The organism is Billgrantia sp. C5P2 (assembly GCF_051062895.2).
In genome coordinates this window covers 2,581,967-2,599,934 of sequence record NZ_CM128542.1, presented here as the reverse complement: position 1 = coordinate 2,599,934, position 17,968 = coordinate 2,581,967, and the positions used below count along the sequence as shown (strand labels likewise).

Sequence of the window (17,968 nt, the reverse complement as noted above, 5' to 3'; positions counted from 1 at the left end):
CGTCTCATTCATCGCTGCGTGTAAAACACAATGCTCTAGTGCCATGACCCGAGAGGCCGAGCTTGGCATAATGCCCCCTCTTTTCTTCGCCCGCAGGGAAGACCTCATGACCGCCTGGAGCAAGCTGCTGATAGCCACGACGCGGCTGATCGACCTGCACGACAGCGCCCATGAACCCGGCTCGCCCTTCGTGCAGGTCAGCCAGGAACAGCGTCGCGGCCTGCGCGACGGCTACTGGCTCGACCTCGGCTGCCTGCTGCTCGACTACCTGCTCGACGAGGACTTCGCCACCAACAGCGCCTTCGTCTCGCAGACCCGCTGCCTCAATCACCTGCGCGAGATTTATCCGCAGTTGCCGCATGACGACCTGAGCTTCGTCATCAACCTGCTGGCCACGCCTAGCGAGATTCACTTTCGGCAGTCGTCCCCGGCCGCGCGCCAGGCGACCCCGAGCGCGGATGCGAGCGTGATGGGGGAGAGTCGCGCCCGGCGCAGCACCAAGCGTACGGCGCTGGTCGAGAAGCAGGGCCAGACCGGCCAGGTGCGGCTCACGCCGAGCGGCCGCCAGGCGGTGACGTTGGCCAGCCAGGTCGAGGACCTGCTCTATTCCGAGTACGACGCCGCCAAGGTGCTGGCCGCGCTGGCGCGGGGCGATTTCGCCCGCATTCCCGACATCACCAACCAGATCCTGCTGGCGATCCGCGCCCTGACCCAGGAGCTGCGCCGGGTGCGCGAGAACCCCACCCGCGAGGGCAAGCTGGCCGCGCTGCTCGACAACGAGCGGCACTATCACAACGCGCTGACCAATATTCAGCAGACGTTGCTCGATGCCCGCGCCCAGCTCGCCACCCCGCGGCTGATGGAGCGCTTCGAGAGCTGGCGCGAAGCGCAGGAGGAGGAGTGGGACCTGCGCGTGCTCTCCAGCGCCCTCGGCCGGGTACTCAACGCCATTGAGAACCTTTCGCGGCGGCTCTCGGAGCTGCTTGCCGACATCGCCGAGGGGCGCATCCAGGCCATGGGCGTGGTCGATTTCCAGGACATGGCGCGCCAACTGCTCGAAGCGCCGCCCGCGGCCGCGCTTCGCGATGCCGTGGTGGCGCGCATGATGCCACTGCACGTACAGGCCACTTTTCCGCGCCTGGCACCCCTGGTGCCGCTGCTCGAGAGCCGCCGCGCCGAAGCCAGCGCCTCGGCGCTGGTGTTCGACGAAGCCGGAGACGCCGCCCCCGAGGATCCGCTGCTGGCGCGTTTCCTCGAGGCGCGCGGCCCGGCGCTGCGGAAGCGCATCCAGCAGGCGCCACTGTCGTTGCCCGAGGCATTGGCCGAGGGCTGGCACCGCTTCGAGGAGGGCGATTGCCTGGCCCAGTTGCTCAACACCTTCGTCGACACCGAGCTGCTCGACCCTGGATTGGCGGTGGGTATCGAGGCCACGCCGTTCGAGCTCCGGCTCGACGATGGCCGTCGCATCGAAGGGGTCGTGACCCCGTCCCTCGGCTTTTTTAAGGAAGAACTTGTATGAACATGACCGAGATGGGCGAGGTGGTCGCCTACCTGCTGCGCTATCGCAGCGCCGAACGCACCCCGGGCGGCGGGCGCAAGCGCCGTGCCGCCCGCGAAGGCCAGCTCTCCGAGCGTGACGTCTGCGCCTTGATCGACGACGCCAGCGAGGCCGAGCGCGAGGCGCTGCGCGACTTCCTGGGCGGACAAGGGCTGAGGCTCAAGGCCTTCGAGGCCGGTGACTATCCGGGTATCGCGCCGGGCTCGCGCTACTACGCGCTGCTGCCCGACCCGGAACTGGAACAGCCGCCGCTCTACACCCGCGAGCCGGTATTCGAGGCGCTCAAGCTGCGCCAGGAGAGCCGCGCCGAACTGGCCCAGTGGTACCTGCAGCTGTGGCTGTTGATGCATACGCTGCTCTATACCCGCTACAACCGCGCTCTCTCAGACGTCAGCCGCTACCAGGAGGCCACCTTCGCCGGGGCCGAGCTGGTCGAGCTGATGCGTGACCAGCTCGAGTCATTGCGCGCCCTGGGCGAGGAGGCGCCGGAGGCAAGCCGGGCACTGCTCGAAGAGCGCGGCGAGGACATCAGCCGCCGGGTGCGCGCCTTCATCGACCTGCAGGTGCGTGCCGGCCTGCTCGAAGGTTTGCGCGAGGCCGATTCCGCAACGGCCAGCGAAGAGGGCGGCGGCGAGGTCTGGCAGCAGACCCTGCTCGGGGCGCTGGAGAGTGAGCAGATCGGCATCCACCAGCTCGCCCACCTGCATGCGCTGGCCCAGGGCCGCGTGGCGAGCCGGCATGCCGAAGAGAAAGATGAAGCGCCCATCGACGAGCGCGAGGAGACCCAGGCATGAGCGTGATCAACCGTATCGAGGTTGCCAACCTGCTCAACAAGCACGGTGACGTCGCCTCGCCCTGGGACGCCAAGATGCGCCACGTACTGCTCGACCTGCGTGGCCAGTCCAGCGCCATCAGCATGGAAAACGGCTTCGGCAAGACCACGCTGGCCGAGGCGTTGATCGGCCTGCTGTCGCGCGACCGCACGCTGCTCTCGCGCACCCGGCGCAAGTGTTCGCCCTCGTCGGTGGGTGGCGAAGGGCGTAGCTGGAGTCACCTGCGGGTGGAGTTCCGTTCGCGCAGCGGGCTCGAGCGCCAGGACGACATGCTGGCGGTGGCCGGAGAGGAAGTGGCCGGCGAGACCTTCGTGTTCGGCTTCTACGGCTACAGCGACGGCAGCGGGCTCTCCTTCTATCACTACGCCGGGCGTCTCGAGGACGTGCCGGTGCATCACCTCACCCTCGACGGCAAGCTGGCGCTCTACGCCAACCGCGACGTCAAGGCCGTCATGGCCGAGCGCGGGGTGCGCCTGACCCACAACCGCGAGGAGTGGCTCGAGGCGGTGGGCGCCCACGTGTCGCGCCGCGAGCTGGCCCAGCTCGCCGCCTTCCAGAAGGAGGGCGGCGCCGACAAGAGCCAGATCTTCAACGCCATCAAGCCCCGCGCCGGCGAGAAGGCCGACCAGGCCTTCTTCTTCGAGGTGCTGGCGCCCGAGATCCTATCCGGCGCCACCCGCGGCGAGACCGACGAGAGCGAGGAACTGATCGAGGAGGTCATCCTCAACTCCGGCACCAACATCACCGAGCTGCGCCATCGCCTGGAGGAGGCCGAGAGCGACCAGCGCCGCGCCAGCGACAAGGTGGTGCGCCTGGCCGAGCTGCGCGAGCAGGGCGAGACCCTTCGCGATGCGCGTTCTCGCCTGGAGGAACTCGACCAGGGGCTGGCGGCCAGCGAAGCACTGCTGGGTGGCCAGGCGCTGCTGGGCCTGCCCGGGCTGCCCCGCGCCGTTTCTGAGGATGACGCCGAAGAGCGCGGGGCCGCTCCGTTGGATGGCTTTGCCTGGATCGCCGGCGATACGTCGCGCCCTCGGGTCTCCACCTCATTACTGGCCACCCTCTCCGGCCTTTCCGAGCGGGCGGTGCGCCAGGCGCTCTCCGAGCGCGGCGCCCGGGTCGACGTGCATCGGCGCCTGATCCACCTGCCCGAAGCAGCATGGCCGCTCAACCGCGATGTGGGTCACGTCAGCTTCAAGGCCGCCCGCGAGTGGCTAGCCGAAAGCCACGCTCTAGCCGACGATGCGGCCCGCGACCGGGCACTTTCCGCCCTGGACGAGGGGGCCGACGCCTTCGAGGCGGCCGACGGCAACCGCTTCCGCGAGGAGGTGATCGGCGACGGCGTCTATCTCGAGGAACTGACCCGCGACCTGACGGCCCTCGACGAGCGCCGCGACGATATGGAGCAGGAGCGCGAGCGGCTCGAATCCCAGCAGCGCGACTTCGTCGACAACCAGAGTTTCTACACCCAGGCCCTCTCCGAGGGGCTGTTCAGTGAAGCCGAGCTGGAAACCCCGGAGGCCAGCGCCGAGGCGGCCAAGGCCGAGGCCGCCGACGCTCGCTGCGCCCTCAACGCGCACCTGGGCCGCGTCGGCGAGCTCAAGCAGGTCGCCGCCTGGCACGATGCTTTCCGCCGTGAGTGCCCCGGCACGGCACCGGCCGAGCGGCTGGAGGAGAAACTCGATCGTGAGGCCGAGCTGGCCGAGGCGCTCGATGAGCTGACGCTTCGTCGCGACGAGGTGGCCACCGCCTTCGAGACCGCGCGCGCAGAGCGTGAGCGACTCAACGGCGAGCGCGAACGTCTGACCGGCGAACAGGGCCTGCTGGCCCGTGGCCAGGCGCCATGGCGCGCCTTCGTCGAGGGTTGGCCGGGCGAGGAAGTCGGCGGCTTCTGGTCGCGGCGCAAGACGGCGCTGGCCGAGCTGGAGACGAACTCGCGCGAGGCCGAGCAGCGCCGCCAGGATGCCGAGCGCATCCTGGAACGGCTGGCGCCGCTGGCCGAAGCGGCACGCCGCTATGGCGAGCTGCACGGCGACGACGAACCGGTGCATCTGCGCGCACGACTGCGCGAGCGCGAACGCGAACTGGCCGACGAGCGCCAGCGGCTGACGGAGGAAGAGAGCCGCCTGCGCACGCTGCACCGGGCGCGGCTCGACTTCGCCGAGCGCAGCGAGCTGGTGCCCGAGAAGTGGCTCACCGATGCCCGGCGCCGTTACCCGCGGCTGTTGCGGGAAGCGGAGACGCTGGAAGCCGATATCGCCGCCCGCGAACGTTACCTGGAGAGCCTCTCCGGCGACCCGCTGGAGCGGCGCGTGGTGGAGGCCGAGGCCCATCGCCACCTGGACGATACCGGCATCGCCTGGCAGCCGCTGCATGCGGTACTCAACGTCGAGACGCATACCCCCGAGCAGCGCCGCGAATGGCTGGTGCAGGCCGCCGGTGTGCTGTTCGCGCCGGTGGTGGCCGGGCGCGAGGCGGCTGAGTCCGCCGCCGCCGCGCTGATAGAGGCAGGCCTGGCGGTACCGGTGTTCGAGGCTGAGGCGCTTGCCGGCTTGCTGGCCCTGGGCGAGCCGCCGCTGGGTGCCGTGGCCGGGGTGGAAACCCTGGCGGTCAAGGCCGCGCTGGACCCGAGCTATCTCGAGGCGCTGCGCGAGGCCACCGAGAAGCGGCTGGCCGCCGACCGCGAGCGGCAGAAGGCGCTGGCCATCGAGTGCGAACGGCTCGATCCCCATGGCGAGACATTCGCCTTGGCGCTGCGTGCCCGCGAAGCCGACGAGGCGGACGTCGAGGTGGCGCTGGAGGCAGTGGCTGAGCAACAGGCGGCGCTGGCCGAACGTGAGGCCGAGCTAGCCCCGCGGCTGAGCGACACCGCGCTGGCCTGCATCGACGACTATCAGCGCTACCTGCAGGAGGGCGGCGAGATCGCCCAGCAGGAAGCCGCCGAGGCGCGGCTCGAGGCCGAGACGGCACTGGCCGAGCTTACGCCCCAGCGCGAGCGGGCCGCCCGCGAGCTGGAGGCGCACGGGCCGACCTGGCTGGCCGCCGAGCAGTTCAGCGACGCCGGCGGCGTCGAGCGGCTCCAGGCGTTGGAGACGCGCCTTGCCGAACTCGAGCGTCACCTGGCCGAGGCCGCGGCCAGGCTGGCCAGCGCGGAGGAAGAGAAAGAGGCGCTTGCACGGAAAGTCGTCGAGACCGAGGCCCAACTGCGCGGCATCTTCAGCGACGGTGAGCGTGATCGGCTGCGTGCCCTGGCGCGCTTCGAGGCCGATGGAGGCGTCGACTTCATGGCCAGCGCAGGTGAGGTGCAGGCCGAACTGGAAGCGTCGCAGTCGCGGGCGACCCGGCGCGCCGACTTCGATTTCACGCGTATTCGCGCCTATCTGGAAGTGCGCGACGCCGGCGGCGGCAGCCAGAAGCTCGAACGCGAGATAGCCCGGGTCAAGCGTGAACTGGGTGAACTGCGCGACAAGCGCAAGATGCTTTCGGCAGAGCGGGATGTGCTGGAGGCGCGCCTGGCCGAGCAGCGCCGCGCGCTGGCCTGCGTCGACCAACTGGCCGTGGAGTGGCTGCGGGTACTGCGCGAGCTGCCCGAGGGCTGGCCGCGACGCCTGGCTGCACTGGTCGATCTCGATGAGGCCAGCCGCTGGCCCGTCGACACGGCTGAGCTCGAGGTACGCAATGAAGCGCTCGACGCCTGGCATGCCATGGTTGGTGAGAGGAACGAACAGGGTGAGCTCGACGTCGAAGCGCTGGAAACCTGTCAGCAGACCCTGGTCGATGCCTTGGGCGAGCTCAACCTGGGCGAGCGGGCGCGCAACCGCGAACGTCAGGCGCGCCAGGTCGAGGCCGGCGAGCGCAAGCTGGCCGAGGCACTCGCCGAGGCGGCGCACAGCCGGCTGTTCAGCGACACCGAGCGTGCCCGCCTGGCCGGGCTGACGCATGCCAGCGCCGAGGCCCTGGACGACCTCTCGCGGCTGCACGACCAGCTCGCCGGCCAGCTCGACGAGCATCGCGTGCGGGTCGAGCGGCTGCATGCCTCCCGCGAGCAGATCGAGGGCACCCTGGTGGAGCGGCTCAGCTCGATCATCTCGGACGCCGCCGGCAATCTCGACATCCTCAAGCGCGTGGCCAAGAGCAGCGGCGAAGGCGGCGCCTTCTTCGAGGTCAAGGCCTCGCTGATCGGCCCCGACCAGCTGCGCGACCTGATCGCCACGCTGCTGGCCGACATCGACGAGCACCAGGCGGCCATGCGCCGCCGCGCCGAGCGTGACGGCGGCATGGTCGATGGTGAGGCACGCAGGCGCGACGACGACCTGCTGCGCCAGATTCGCCGGCGCATCTATCGCGGCCTGTTCCACGATGTGGCGATCCGCCTCAAGCACGACGCCATTCGCCCGCATGGGCGGCTGTTCTCGCTCAACGAGGAGATGTCGGAAGGGCAGCGCGAGGCGGTGTCGCTGATGTGGCTGGTCAAGCTCTCGGAGTTCGCCATCGAACGCGAGCTGCGCGAATTGCCGGGGCATCATCGTCGCCGTGCACGCACCAGCCGCGAGAGCGTGATCCTGCTCGACGGCCTGTTCTCCAAGCTCTCGCATCGCCGCCTGATCCAGGACTCACTGGAGTCGCTGCGCAACACCCGTGGGCGCTTCCAGATGATCGGCCTGATCCACAACCCCAACTACGAGAACGACCCCGATATCTTCCCCACCTACCTGGTGGGCAGCGTGATCGGCGGCGCCCAGGGGCAGGGCGGCCACGTGATGGTGCGCGACGGCCGCATAACGCCACCGGAAACGGTAGGACGCAGCGTCGGCGAGGCCAGCCTGTTCGGCATCCATGTCAGCGAGCCGGCGACCCAGGAGTAAGCGATGCACGATGCCACTCTGATGCTCAACGAGGCGGCCAGGAAAGTCCTGGCCCAGCTAGAGAGAGTGTGGCAGCGAGTCTATGCGAATGGTAGTAAGGGAAAAGGCTGGCAAGCCGAACCCCTTGTCAGATCCCTCAAGCGGAAGGGAATCTGCGAGACGGAGCATCAGGCTTGGGAGGTTCTTGAAAAACTGCTGGATGCAGGTGCTATCTCACTGAGACAGGGCGGAAGAATTTCCCCGCATCAACGATGGAACGCCACGATATTGCTCGCTGAGGCTCGTATAGAGCAGCTCAAGGCCGATCTGCCTGATGTCGATAATCGGCTTGGCTTGAGCGCTGCGCAGGAACAGGCCTGGAGGCGAGCATTAGAATCTCAGCTGCGTGAATGGAGCATCGAGGACCAACTGGCACTGGCCGAGGGCCTCAGGCGGTTGGCCAACGATCTGCCGGGGGTCTACCAACTGAGCCCTTACGTGGCCAGTGCGCGCTATCTGCTGGGAAGCAGCAAGCTGCTTGAGGCGCTGCCCACCGAGCTGGTGCGCGCGTTCGATATCGAGCCGACCCGCTTCCAACCCGCCGAGACCTGGCTGCTGGCCAGTGTGCCCGAACAGCCCGAGGGGCTCTTGCTGATCGAGAACGCGCAGAGTTTCAGTCAGGCCTGCCGTGTGGGGTGTGACAAGCGCCTGGCCTTGATCTGCACGTTCGGCTATGGCCTCTCGCTGGCCAACGCCTTGGAAAGTGGAGACTGGGTGCGCCTGGTCGGCCAGGGTGCAGCCGGCGTCACCCTGCCGGACCTACTGGCTCTACCCAGCTCCACCTACTGGGGTGATCTCGACCCCGAAGGGCTGCGGATATACCAGCGCCTCAAGGCACGGGAACCTAAGCTGAGGCTGTCTGCACTCTATGCACCCATGATTCAGGCTATGGAGGAGGGGCTAAGCCACCCCCTGGACCATCTAATGGGCAAAGGTGGCCAGCGCCCGGCCGAAACTTGGCGGTGCGGCTTGGACCAAGAGTGGCTACCGGATGGCTTGTGCCTTTCCTTCGCTGGGCAAGTGCTCAGTGCCGAGCAAGAGGAAAGGACCCTGGCGCGCTTGCATCCGTTTACATTATGATTTAAGTGTTGGTTACATAACGAAACAAATCTAAGCTGAGAACAGGAAAGAATAGAGGGGTTATCGAAAGCTGGCGTAACTCATCTAAATTGGTCTTTATGCGTTGCTGTAGTATCGTTTTACCAAAGCAGAGTTGTAATCAGTTACTTCGTCATGGTTTCCAACTAATAAAGTTCGCTTGAAGGAGTTTTGTTGCCAATGAACTCATACCATGACGATACCGTCCCCACGCCTGATCCAGACCCCGTTGAGAACGACATCATCAATGTCGAGCCTAAGTGTGAAATTCGCGCTGAGATTGCACGCCGAGTCACATTTGCAAGCCACCAATGCGATATCGCCGTCATTGCCGATTTGGTTCTATCGAACCCGTTCGATCACCCTCTTGAAGATCTGATGCTGCACCTGTCCTGCGAGCCGAAGATTCTTGGCGACCGGGCTTGGACGATCGACCGGATCGAGCCGGAGTCGGAATTCCGTCCGCGGGATCGCCGCGTGACGATCTCAGGCGGCATGCTTGACAGCCTAACCGAGCGAACGCGCGGAGAGATTCATCTTGAGCTTCGGCAGGGCGAAAAAATCTTAGCTGAGGACCGCTATCGGATCGACGCACTGGCACGCAATGAGTGGGGTGGATCACAATACATGCCCGAGCTCCTTGCCGCCTTTGTGATGCCCAACGACACAGCGGTTCAGCGCGTTCTCAAGGAAGCCGCGACAATCCTCGAAAGCTCCGGTAAGCGTGGATCACTTGAGGGTTACCAATCGAAGTCTCGCAAACGTAGCTGGGAAATCCTGTCAGGGATTTGGGCCGCAGTTTCGAGCCGCAACATCACCTATGCGGACCCACCGGCGAGCTTCGAGCGCAACGGCCAGAAGATCCGCTTCCCGTCGATGATCGAGGAGCACGGCCTGGCCACCTGTCTCGATACTGCCTTGCTTTTCGCGGCGGCAATCGAGCAGGCTGGACTCTATCCGGTCGTCGTCTTCACTGAAGGCCATGCTCTGACTGGTGCCTGGCTGCAGCCGCAGAGCCTTCCATCACTAACGGTTGAAGACCCGATGGAGATTCGAAAGGCCATTGATCAGGAGGAACTGGTCCTATTCGAAACCACGATGGCCACGTCGGGACACCCTCTACCCTTCTCCCGTGCAATTGCCGAGGGTCGGCGCCAGGTTGCAGAGGAGAACGAGGATAACTTCATATACGCGATAGACATCCGTCAAGCACGCGGTCGCGATATGCAACCGCTCTCCAGCCTGGCGGGACTCTCGGCAGGAACAGCCACAGAGGGGACGGCACCCGTGCGCGATGCTCCGCCGCTCGATGAGGCGCCCGACCTACCGCCTTTCGAGGAAGTCGTCGTCGAGGACGATATCGTCAACGCAACCCCTGAGGAGCGTCTCGACCGCTGGAAGCGCAGCCTGCTCGATCTGTCCAAGCGCAACCGACTGCTTAACCTCCAGATATCGAACACCACGATCCCGATCTTCTGTCCCGATCCGGCACATCTCGAGGACAAGATAGCCGAAGGAAAGAAGATCAAGATCATTACACCTCCCGAACAGTCGCGGGGAGGCGATCAGTCGGACAAGAATCTCTATCATTTGCGGACCGGTGAGGATTTTGCAGAAAAATTCGCCGAAGAAGCGCTGGCCCGAAACGAGATCGTCGCCAATGTCGATGCGCGGAGTCTCGAGAAGGGCGCGATTGAACTCTACCGCAAGGCCAAGGCTGACTTCGAAGAAGGCGGCTCGAACACGCTGTTCCTCGCCCTCGGCATACTGCGCTGGTCCCCCACCGGCGACAGCAAACGCACATTCCGGGCGCCGCTGATCCTGCTACCGGTGAAAATCGACCGTGCAAGCGCCGCATCGCGCCCCTACCTATCGCGCCACGAGGACGAGCCGGTCTTCAATTTGACGCTACTGCAGATGCTGCGCCAGGACTACAATATCGACATCCCCGGCCTCGACGGCGAACTCGTTGCCGACGAAAGCGGAATCGATGTGCGCCGGGTCTGGGATCAGGTTCGCGCGAAGGTTCGCGATGTTTCTGGTTTCGAGGTCGTCGAGGAGGTCGTGCTGTCGACCTTCAGTTTCGCCAAATACCTCATGTGGAAAGATCTTTCCGATCGCACTGACGCACTTAAGGCAGCGCCTTTCGTGCAACATATCATCGATCATCCGCGCGAGCCCTACCAGAACGGTGCGAGCTTTATGGAGCCGCGCGAGATAGACAAAAAGGTGGATCCCACCGAGGTTCTCGCCCCTCTCAATGCCGATGCCAGCCAGATCGTTGCCATCCATGCCTCCGGCGGCGAGGGTGACTTCGTTCTAGAGGGGCCGCCAGGCACCGGCAAGTCGGAAACCATTGCCAACATCATTGCACACAATCTCGGTCTCGGCAGGCGAGTGCTGTTCGTTTCCGAGAAAATGGCGGCGCTCGATGTCGTCTATCGGCGTCTTAACGCCTGTGGCCTGGGCGATTTCTGCCTCGAGTTGCACTCCGCCAAGGCCAACAAGCGCGCTGTTCTCAGCCAGCTTGGCGCGGCTTGGGAGAACCGGGGCGTCCGGTCGGCCGAGGAGTGGCAGCAAAAGACAGCCAAGCTTGGCGAGATACGCACTGAACTAAACGGCCTCGTCAAGGCCCTCCACCACCCGGGGCCGGGTGGCATGAGCCCACGGGAAGCGATTGGACGTGCCATGCGCTATGGGGACGTCCATCGATTTCGTCTCAACTGGGAGCGAGATCCACAAGGGGCGGGCTATATTTCGACGCCGGAAGCCCTCGCGAACCTGGAGGAGATCGCTAAGCGCCTCGGTCAGCAATTCGAGCAGCTACAGCCCGAGGATGTTGAGACGTTCAGCGAGGTTACCCATATCGACTGGTCTTATGCCTGGGCTAAGGAAATAGTCGAAGAGGCACGCTCTCTGGGTATTGCCATTGCCGATCTCAAGAGTTGTAGAAAGTCTTTCGCCGACAAGCTCGGGATTGCGGACGCTGGAGAGGATCCCTTGGAGAGTGCAGCTCTTGCCACAGTCGCGGCTGTTGTTCCTGACTGCGCACGCCAGGATCTTGGTTTTTCCCTAACGGCAGATGGACGCGAAGCGCTGAAGACACTCGATACCCTCGCAGAGAGCCTCGATAAATATACTAGTGATCGAAAGAGTCTTTCGGCTAACTATCCCGACGTGAGAATTCCTGAGCAGCCGTACGATAGCTGGATGATTAGGGTCGACCAGATCGAGAAAAAGCCTTGGCCATTGAGTACAATGGCACGCCGAAAGTTGCGCAAAGAGTTGCGCAAGGCGTTCAGTCTCGATGCCCGTCAGTTGACAGAGCCGGAGAAAGACATCCCTGTGTTGTCGAATCTATCCCGGCTGCGTGGAGAGATGGAACAGACCGTCAAGGCATTGCCCACCGGCACGCCTTGGCAAGGTCTTGATACCGATCCCGAACGTTTGCGTCACGCTATTGATGCAGGCTGCCGTCTTCGCGAGTCCGTAGCAAATCTCGCGAGCTTCGGGCGCGATTACGTCGAGACTCGCACTGCTCTTGCCCGCGTTCTTTGCCAAGGACGAGACATGCTCGAGCCCGGCATGCCGCTAGCCTCAACGGCGAGAGAACTGGTGAGAGCCCAGGAGGAGTTCGATACGCAGCTCAAGGCGTATCGGGCTGTCTCGAGTGATGGCATCGACTTTGGCCCTGTCGACTTGGACATACTCGCGAAAAGCAGCACTGCGATCATTGAGCGTGAACGGCGACTCAATACATGGTGCCAATGGATCGCGATCAGCCGCGAGGCACGCCAAGCTGGGCTCGATACGCTAGTCACCGCGCTGAAATCGGGCAGCGTCGAGCCAAGCCAGACCGTAGAGATGCTGCGCACAGCGTATGCCTGCTGGCTCGCGCCAATCCTGATTGACGCTCGATCTGAACTGAGGCGCTTCTCCTCAGTCCGCCACGACGACTTGATCCGGACATTCCGCGAGCTCGACAGAGAAGTAGCCAAGTTGACCTCTTCCTATATTCGCGCAAAGCTTTCCGGCAGCGTGCCTAAGCGTGACGCTGGTGGCGCCGATCCGGGTTACGGGGTGCTATCCCGCGAGTTGCAGAAGAAGATGCGCCACAAGCCGGTGCGCCAACTCGTCTCGGAGATGGGCGACGCACTTACCACGCTTACACCGTGCTTTATGATGTCGCCACTCTCGGTAGCGCAATTCCTGCCGGCAGAGAAGGCCTTCGATCTGGTAGTCTTCGATGAGGCCAGTCAGATCACGGTTCCAGACGCCGTGGGAGCGATTGCACGCGGTAAGCGCTGTATTGTGGTAGGCGATCCAAAGCAGATGCCACCTACCAACTTCTTCTCGCGTGGTGCCGAAGATAGCGATAATGAGGAGGTTCGCGATCTCGAGAGCATACTTGATGAGGCGCTCGCTGCGCGCATGCCACATCACCGGCTTACGGGGCACTACCGCAGCCGGCACGAAAGTCTGATCACCTTCTCAAACCACGCCTATTATGGCAGCCAACTGGTGACCTTTCCCTCGGCTGAGACCGCCGAAAGTGCAGTGTCGTTTCGTCGTGTCGATGGCGTCTATGCCAAGGGAAAGGCGCGCACCAACGAGGTCGAAGCGAGAGGTGTGGTTAAAGAAATCGTTGCCCGGTTACGCGATCCAACACGTAATCAGCTCTCGGTCGGCGTGGTCACGTTGAACTCCGAGCAGCAGCGCCTCATCGAGGACTTACTCGACCAGGAGCGTCGCGCCGATCCCGATCTCGAGCCCTTCTTCGACCCCAGCTGTGAGGATCCTGTGTTCGTGAAGAACCTTGAAACGGTACAGGGTGACCAGCGAGATGTGATCCTGCTATCTGTTGGCTACGGTCCTAGCGAACCGGGTGCACGAACCATGTCGATGAATTTCGGCCCGCTCAACAAACAGGGAGGAGAGCGCCGACTCAACGTGGCGATTACCCGCGCCACGACAGAGGTCGTGATCTTTGCTAGCTTTGATGCCTCCATGATTGATCTCACCCGGACCTCATCCGAGGCGGTCAAGGACCTCAAGCACTATATCGACTTCGCCGCGCGTGGTCCTGTGGCCATCGGCGAAGCGATACAAACGGTGGGCGGCGATCATGCCTATGATTCCGATTTTGAAATGGCCGTAGCCGAGCAGCTTCGTGGCTACGGATGGTCGGTCAGAACGCAAATCGGTGTTTCCAAGTTTCGAGTCGATTTAGGCATTGTTCATCCCGACGAGCCAGGAAGATTCTTGGCTGGAGTCGAGTGTGACGGGGCGACCTATCATAGCTCTCCCTCGGCGCGGGACCGCGACCGGGTGCGACAGATAATTCTGGAGAATCTTGGCTGGCGGTTATTTCGGGTCTGGTCGACTGATTTTTTTCAGGACCCTGGCACCGCTATTACGCTGCTTAATGACAAGCTTGCCGACCTTCTCAAAACGGATCGGGAGCGCGTAGCAGAAGAAGATGGACGTTGTGCGGGGAAGGAAGTACAGCACACGGAAGTCGAATCGGAGGACGAGATTGGCATCTCAGAGGACGAGGCTAATGTCGAGGACTACCCGACGAAAGTTCAAGGAGAAGTATTTGACTCTACGAAGCTACCGCTAGCCGGTCCGGCTGAGCCCGAAGTTCCGCGTCGCATTGCTAAGGGGCCGTTCCTAGGGGGGGGCTTCGAGGATACTTCTTTAGAGGAAGCCGCCGAGGAGATCGCCCCAGATCAATTTCATGAGACTACGTATCAGTCACGGATCCGGGCCATTGCCCTCGATATCATTGATCGCGAGGGGCCGGTGACGTTCAAGCGGATTGGAGATTGTATCGCTAGGGCGCATGGTTTTCAGCGTACGGGTAGACAGATTCGTCAGACAATCTGGCGTGCCATTCATGAACACCGGGCTCATGTCGGAACTCCTGATGAACATACGGTATTTTGGCCTGCTGGTATGGCTCCGCAGAGCGTCATGTCATTCCGCGGTATGATCCTTGATAACGCCACTCGTGAATGGAGAGAAATACCTTTTCCTGAGAAGCTAGGGTTGGTCCGCGATGTTATGCTGGATGGTGCTTCAGGTGAGGACGTTATACGACTAGTTGCTCAACGTATCGATGCCGGGCGCCTTACGGTTCGGCTCCGATCCGAGATCGAAAGTCTTGCAGCTTATCTTGACCACCTCTGATGTGCTTGAAAGTTTTTTAAGGATGGAATCGATAAAGGGAGAGGCGCAATGCACGTCATCATCGATCTCTGCGTCGTCCCGCTGGGTGTTGGGGTATCGGTCTCGCCGCAGATTGCCGCCTGCCAGCGGGTGATCGAGGCCTCGGGCCTCGAGCACCACATGCACGCCTACGGCACCAACATCGAGGGGCCGTGGGACGAGGTGATGGCGGTGGTCAAACGCTGTCACGAAGTGGTGCACGAGATGGGCGCACCGCGCATCACTACCACCATCAAGTTGGGTACACGCACCGACCGCGAGCAGTCCATGGCCGACAAGGTGTCGAGCGTCGAGAACAAACTGCGCAACTCTTGAGCCGTCATCACGCAACATCGTTCAGGTCGGCAGCGGCGCCAGCCAGGCGTCGCCCAGCCGCAACAGGTGGTCGGTGAGGGCGTCGAGGATCTTGCCGCCCTGGCGCCAGTGGTGCCAGTAGAGCGGTACGTCGATGACATAGCCCGGCGACAGGTCGACCAGGCGACCGTCGGCCAGGTGCGGGCCGGGGTCGATCTCCTGTAGCCGCCCTTCGCTGAGTTCGCGCTCGGCCTGGCGCTCCGGCACCATGCCGTAGCCGAGTCCTGCCAGGGCCAGGCCGACGAAGCCTTCCGACGAAGGGCACAGGTGGTGGGGGAAGGGGGGCTCCACGCCATACATGGCCAGGAAGCGATGTTGCAGGCGGTCGTCGGGGCCGAAGACGATGGCCGGTGCCTGGCGCAGCGCTTCCGGCGTCACGCCATCGGCGAAATAGCGTGCCATGAAGGCGGGGCTGGCCAGGGCGCGATAGCGCATGCTGCCCAGTCCGTGGCTGCGCGCCCCCTGTACCGGCGTGGGTGAATCGCAGATGCAGCCGGCCACGTCGCCATCGCGCATGCGCTTGAGCGCTACCTCCTGATCCTCCACCACCAGTTCGAACAATACCCGGTAGTGCTCGCAGAAACGCCCAATGGCTTCTGGCCACCAGGTCGCCAGGCTGTCGGCATTGATGGCCAGACGCAGGCGCTGCTCGCCGCCACCTAGTGCGGGCACCTCGCCCAGCAGGTCACTCTCGAGCAGGCGTACCTGCTGGGCGTGGTTGAGCAGGCGTCGGCCCAGTGGCGTGGGGGCTAGGCGCGGGCTTCGCACCAGCACCGGCTGGCCCAGGCGTGCCTCAAGCAGCTTGATGCGCTGGGAAACCGCCGATTGGGTCAGGCCCAGATGGCGAGCGCCACGTTCAAAGCCACCTTGGTCGAGCACGACTACCAGTGCCTCCAGCAGTTTGTAATCGAGCATCGATTCTACTTATCCCCCAGTCGCTTTATTCATTTCTTTAATTTTCATGGCGAGCTTAGCCTTGGTGACTACGACTTGCCAGGGAGAAAAACAGTATGTGGTTGTCATGGCTCAATGGACTCTTGATCTGTGCGGGGTTGATCGTCGCCATCGGGGCGCAAAATGCCTTCGTGCTGCAACAGAGCCTGCGCCGCCAGAACGCCTGGCTGGTGGCCGGCGTCTGCGCGCTGTGCGACTGGCTGCTGGTGGGACTGGGCGTGCTGGGGCTTGGTGTGTTGATTGCCCAGCAGGAGGCGCTGATGGAAGTGGCACGTTGGGCCGGCGCTGCCTTTCTTGCGTGGCAGGCCTGGCTGGCCCTGCGCCGGGTCCTGACCGGCCAGGCACTGACAGCCGGTGGAGGCAGCGTGCAATCCTGGCAGGCGGCGCTGGCGGCAACACTTGCCGTGACCCTGCTCAATCCTCAGGTCTATCTGGAAACCGTGGTGCTGCTGGGAGCCATCGGCGCGGTGCAGCCGAGTCCGTTGGGATTCTTCATCGGCGCGGCGATGGCCTCGTTCGGCTGGTTCTTCGGCCTGGCGGCCGCGGCCGGCTGGCTGGCCCCGCGGCTGGCGAGCCCACGGGTATGGCGCGCCATCGACTTGGTGATCGGACTTATCCTGGCGTGGGTGGCGTGGCGGTTGGCGAGTGGCGCCATGATGCCTTAGGGGAGCGACGACAGTTGTAAAGATATCTTTACGAAGTGTCAGGCTGACGCACCACGAGCAGGGCTGGTTTCATGGAGTTCAGAGGGCCGTAAGGTTTTTCTTACGATAAGGGCGAGAAGGGACCTCTGCCGTCCACGCTCCAGGTCGTAAAGGAGCGTTTCGATGGGGGACCGTGCGCACTAGGCTGGGGGCACCAGTTCGGCATCCATGACTGCACGACATAACAAGGGCAAATCCCCTGGAGGTAAGCATGAACGCACCCGCCAAGACCGTATCCCCGATCAGCCAAGAGAACCCCATCGGTACCAACGGCTTCGAGTTCGTCGAGTACAGCGCACCGACCGCCGAAGGCATCGAGGCGCTGCGTGCACTGTTCAATCGCATGGGCTTCACCGAGACGCGCAAGCACCGCTCCAAGCAGGTTTTCCTGTTCCAGCAGGAGAACGTCAACTTCGTGCTCAACGCCGAGCCGAACAGTCATGCCGCGGAGTTCGCTCACGTACATGGCCCCTGTGCCTGCGCCATGGCGTGGAAGGTGGCCGACGCCAAGCAGGCCTTCGATTACGCCGTGGCTCACGGCGCCGAGCCGATGGAGAATCCAGTCGGACCCGGCGAGGTGGGCATTCCCGCCGTTCGCGGCATCGGCGGCTCGCTGCTCTACTTCGTCGACAACAAGGTCGACAATGAAGGACGTACCATCTACGACATCGACTTCGAGGCGATTCCCGGCCGTTCGCGCAACAACAACAGCGTGGGCCTCAAGGTGCTCGACCACCTGACCCACAACGTCGACCGCGGCCAGATGGACGTATGGGCCGATTTCTATACCGAGATCGCCAACTTCCGCGAGAACCGCTACTTCGACATCAAGGGCAAGAAGACCGGCCTGCATTCCCGGGCCATGACCGGGCCGTGCGGCAAGATGCACATCCCGATCAACGAGTCGGCCGACGATACCTCGCAGATCGCCGAGTTCCTGCGCGAGTACAATGGCGAGGGCATCCAGCACCTGGCCATGGCCACCGACGATATCTACGCCACGGTACGTGCCTTGCGCGACAATGGCGTGACCTTCCTCTCCACGCCGGACACCTACTACGAGAAGGTCGACGCGCGCGTGCCCAACCACCAGGAGAACGTCGAGGAGCTGCGTGAACTCAGCCTGCTGATCGATGGTGGCGAAGGCGAGGGCGTGCTGCTGCAGATCTTTACCGAGACCGTGATCGGCCCGATCTTCTTCGAGATCATCCAGCGCAAGGGCAACGACGGCTTCGGCGAGGGCAATTTCAAGGCCCTGTTCGAATCGATCGAGGAGGATCAGATCCGTCGCGGTGTGCTCAAGGCGGATTAATTGCCGCCGGCCCTGCCCATACC

The 17,968-nt window shown here is 63.5% G+C and carries 9 protein-coding genes; 8 read left to right on the top strand and 1 reads right to left on the bottom strand.

The features are described from left to right. Nucleotides 1-106 precede the first annotated feature (106 nt). The 6 genes from ACRWQA_RS11950 to ACRWQA_RS11925 all read left to right on the top strand — a co-directional run bounded on the left by ACRWQA_RS11950 (nt 107) and on the right by ACRWQA_RS11925 (nt 14,936). Nucleotides 107-1,519: a hypothetical protein gene (locus tag ACRWQA_RS11950; protein WP_434227199.1), complete on the top strand. Its 1,413-nt coding sequence runs from the start codon at nt 107-109 to the stop codon at nt 1,517-1,519. Continuing rightward, nucleotides 1,516-2,352 (top strand): hypothetical protein, encoded by an 837-nt coding sequence (locus ACRWQA_RS11945; RefSeq protein WP_263583669.1) that lies wholly within the window; start codon nt 1,516-1,518, stop codon nt 2,350-2,352. The genes ACRWQA_RS11950 and ACRWQA_RS11945 overlap by 4 nt, the downstream gene beginning before the upstream one ends. Next, on the top strand, nt 2,349-7,253 hold the full coding sequence (locus tag ACRWQA_RS11940; protein WP_434227197.1) for a hypothetical protein: 4,905 nt from the start codon (nt 2,349-2,351) through the stop codon (nt 7,251-7,253). The genes ACRWQA_RS11945 and ACRWQA_RS11940 overlap by 4 nt, the downstream gene beginning before the upstream one ends. Before the next feature lie 3 nt (nt 7,254-7,256). Beyond that, nucleotides 7,257-8,372 (top strand): Wadjet anti-phage system protein JetD domain-containing protein, encoded by a 1,116-nt coding sequence (locus ACRWQA_RS11935; protein ID WP_446326182.1) that lies wholly within the window; start codon nt 7,257-7,259, stop codon nt 8,370-8,372. Nucleotides 8,373-8,570: 198 nt separating this feature from the next. Next, complete coding sequence (proA, locus tag ACRWQA_RS11930) at nt 8,571-14,582, top strand: anti-phage protein ProA (RefSeq protein WP_434227193.1); 6,012 nt, start codon at nt 8,571-8,573, stop codon at nt 14,580-14,582. A 48-nt stretch (nt 14,583-14,630) separates the two neighbouring features. Further along, complete coding sequence (locus ACRWQA_RS11925) at nt 14,631-14,936, top strand: MTH1187 family thiamine-binding protein (protein WP_263583673.1); 306 nt, start codon at nt 14,631-14,633, stop codon at nt 14,934-14,936. A gap of 21 nt (nt 14,937-14,957) precedes the next feature. Here the strand turns inward: ACRWQA_RS11925 and ACRWQA_RS11920 are convergent, their stop codons facing one another. Beyond that, nucleotides 14,958-15,890 carry a LysR family transcriptional regulator ArgP gene (locus ACRWQA_RS11920; RefSeq protein WP_434227191.1) on the bottom strand — a complete coding sequence of 311 codons (933 nt, stop codon included), beginning with the start codon at nt 15,888-15,890 and terminating at the stop codon, nt 14,958-14,960. Between the two features lie 95 nt (nt 15,891-15,985). On the opposite strand from ACRWQA_RS11920, the gene ACRWQA_RS11915 reads away from it, so the two are divergent. Both ACRWQA_RS11915 and hppD read left to right on the top strand, forming a co-directional pair. Next, entirely contained in the window at nt 15,986-16,594 is a 609-nt protein-coding gene (locus tag ACRWQA_RS11915; RefSeq protein WP_263583675.1) for a LysE/ArgO family amino acid transporter, read from the top strand. 250 nt (nt 16,595-16,844) lie between these two features. After that, nucleotides 16,845-17,945 carry a 4-hydroxyphenylpyruvate dioxygenase gene (gene hppD / locus ACRWQA_RS11910; protein WP_434227189.1) on the top strand — a complete coding sequence of 367 codons (1,101 nt, stop codon included), beginning with the start codon at nt 16,845-16,847 and terminating at the stop codon, nt 17,943-17,945. The last annotated feature ends 23 nt before the right edge of the window (nt 17,946-17,968 follow it).

Coding starts and splice junctions, on each gene's coding strand:
- ACRWQA_RS11950 (WP_434227199.1), top strand. CDS start 107: ATGACCGCCTGGAGCAAGCTGCTGATAGCCACGACGCGGCTGATCGAC.
- ACRWQA_RS11945 (WP_263583669.1), top strand. CDS start 1,516: ATGAACATGACCGAGATGGGCGAGGTGGTCGCCTACCTGCTGCGCTAT.
- ACRWQA_RS11940 (WP_434227197.1), top strand. CDS start 2,349: ATGAGCGTGATCAACCGTATCGAGGTTGCCAACCTGCTCAACAAGCAC.
- ACRWQA_RS11935 (WP_446326182.1), top strand. CDS start 7,257: ATGCACGATGCCACTCTGATGCTCAACGAGGCGGCCAGGAAAGTCCTG.
- proA (WP_434227193.1), top strand. CDS start 8,571: ATGAACTCATACCATGACGATACCGTCCCCACGCCTGATCCAGACCCC.
- ACRWQA_RS11925 (WP_263583673.1), top strand. CDS start 14,631: ATGCACGTCATCATCGATCTCTGCGTCGTCCCGCTGGGTGTTGGGGTA.
- ACRWQA_RS11920 (WP_434227191.1), bottom strand. CDS start 15,890: ATGCTCGATTACAAACTGCTGGAGGCACTGGTAGTCGTGCTCGACCAA.
- ACRWQA_RS11915 (WP_263583675.1), top strand. CDS start 15,986: ATGTGGTTGTCATGGCTCAATGGACTCTTGATCTGTGCGGGGTTGATC.
- hppD (WP_434227189.1), top strand. CDS start 16,845: ATGAACGCACCCGCCAAGACCGTATCCCCGATCAGCCAAGAGAACCCC.